General features: G+C 72.3%; 1 protein-coding gene and 1 pseudogene. One reads left to right on the forward strand and one right to left on the reverse strand.

The features are described from left to right. Positions 1-33: 33 nt before the first annotated feature. Positions 34-591: pseudogene (locus ETD85_RS61860) on the forward strand (tyrosine-protein phosphatase); the annotation flags it as partial. A 98-nt stretch (positions 592-689) separates the two neighbouring features. Here ETD85_RS61860 and ETD85_RS61865 read toward each other — a convergent pair. Continuing rightward, on the reverse strand, positions 690-1,820 hold the full coding sequence (locus tag ETD85_RS61865; protein ID WP_138699028.1) for a nitric oxide synthase oxygenase: 1,131 nt from the start codon (positions 1,818-1,820) through the stop codon (positions 690-692). Between the last annotated feature and the right edge of the window lie 241 nt (positions 1,821-2,061).

Raw genomic sequence — 2,061 nt, forward strand, 5'->3', positions numbered from 1 at the left:
AGATGTGTATGAGAGACAGGGGGGTGGGAGGCCGCGGCGGCGCACGGCGTACGGACGATCCTGGACCTGCGCGGCCCCGGCGAGCACCGCGCGGACCCCGGCCACCGGCCACCCGGGATGACCGTCGTCAACCTGCCGCTCGACCGGCCCGGCGATCCCGGCCGCGAGCTGCACGGGACCCCGTTCTACCTGCGCCCCTACCTGGAGCAGTGGCCGGATCGCTGCGCCGGCGCGATGCGGGCGATCGTCCAGGCGCCGCCCGGCGGGGTGCTCGTGCACTGCGTGGCCGGCCGCGACCGCACGGGGCTGATCACGATCCTGCTGCTCGCGCTGGCCGGGGTCGCGCCGGAGGACATCCTGGCGGACTACGCGCTGTCCGCGGCCCGCCTGCGCCCGCTCTACGCCCTGCTGGGCCAGCCCGACGACGGCCTGCGCGCGACCCGGCGGCTGGCCGCGGCGGGCACCACCACGGCCGAGGTCGTCGGCGCCCTGCTGGACGGCCTCGACGTCGCCGAACTCCTGCGCCGCGGCGGCCTCACCCCTGACGAGCTGACCACCCTCCACGACCGCCTGACCGAGCCCGCCACCTGACCCAGACCGCCACCTGACCCGGACGTCCACCTGACCCGGACCTCCACCTGACCCAGACCGAGCCCGAGCGCGGACCGGAGCCACATCGGCCAGGCCCCTCAGTGGTGGTGAACGAAGGCGGGGGTGAGGACGCGGGTGTCGTAGTAGCGATGGAAGACCGGCGTGGCACTGCCCGACATCGGCGGCACGATCCACGACCAGTCCGCCGGGCAGACGCGCCCGGCCTTCTCCTCCCGCGACAGGTGGGTCAGGAAGCGCTGCGACTCGGTGTGGTGGTCGGTCATCGTGACCCCCGCCCGCTCGAACGAGTGCAGCACCGCCACGTTCAGCTCCACCAGCGCGTGGTCGCGCCAGAGCGAGCGCTCGGTGGAGGTGTCCAGCCCGAGCCGCTCGGCCACCACCCCGAGCTGGTCGTACCTGTCGGCGTCGGCCAGGTTGCGCGCGCCGATCTCGGTGCCCATGTACCAGCCGTTGAAGGGCGCGCAGGGGTAGCAGATTCCGCCGATTTCCAGGCACATATCCGAAATAGCCGGAACGGCGTGCCAGCGCAGACCAAGCTCCTCGAACCACCGATACTCCGGATGGAGGATCGGCACCTCCAGCACCGCGTCCCCCGGCAGGTTGCACAGCAGCGGATCGCCCAGCCCCGGCTGGATGACCAGCGGGAGCACGTCGAACCGCCCTGACCCGCCGCGCCACCCCAGCTTGCGCGCCAGCTCGGTGAGCTCGACGTTGCGGGGATCGCCGACGACCCCCTCGGGCGTGCGGTATCCGGCGTACCGGATGAGCTGCTCGTTCCTGACCCTGGGGCCGCGGAGCGCGGGGGTGTCGGGCGGCAGGACGGTCACGGTGGGCCTGATCTTGCCGTTCGCCGTGGCCGCGCGCAGGTGGGCGACGCATTCGAGGGCCACTCCCTCGGGGGTGTTCACCTCCCTGCGGTCGCGCACGCGCAACGAGCGCCAGTAGAGCCGCCCGATGCAGCGGCTGCTGTTGCGCCACGCCACCCTGGCGCCGAACTCGAGCTCCTCGAACGTGTGGGTGTAGATCCCGTACCTGGCCACGTCGCGCGCGACGTCACGCAGGCGGGCGTGCAGCCCTCCGGCGGCGGGGTTCTCGGCGTGGAAGAGCCTGATGAAGCGCTCCGCTTCGCGGAGGTCGGTCGTTCGCTCGATCACCGCCTGGGCGGCGAGGGCGTCGAAAGGGCGCAGGGACCTGATCCAGGTAGGCACGCGGCACTCAGCACTTCTCCGTCATCGGATCGCCCCGCCGATTCCGGGTCGGCGGCACGTCCTGGTGGAGGCGCCCTCTCCTCGCCTCCGTCACGACTGCCCGCGGCTCCGGCCCCATGGGGACCGGCCTCCCCATCTTCCCCACCGAACGCTGACTTGTCCCGCCAAACCGAAAATCGAGTGATCATCGCATCACAAAGCGTGATGAAGCGCCCGCCCCCGGCCCCCGAGGGAAGCACGC

The sequence above is a fragment of the Nonomuraea zeae genome (assembly GCF_005889725.1).
In the GTDB taxonomy this organism is placed as follows: Bacteria; Actinomycetota; Actinomycetes; order Streptosporangiales; family Streptosporangiaceae; genus Nonomuraea; species Nonomuraea zeae.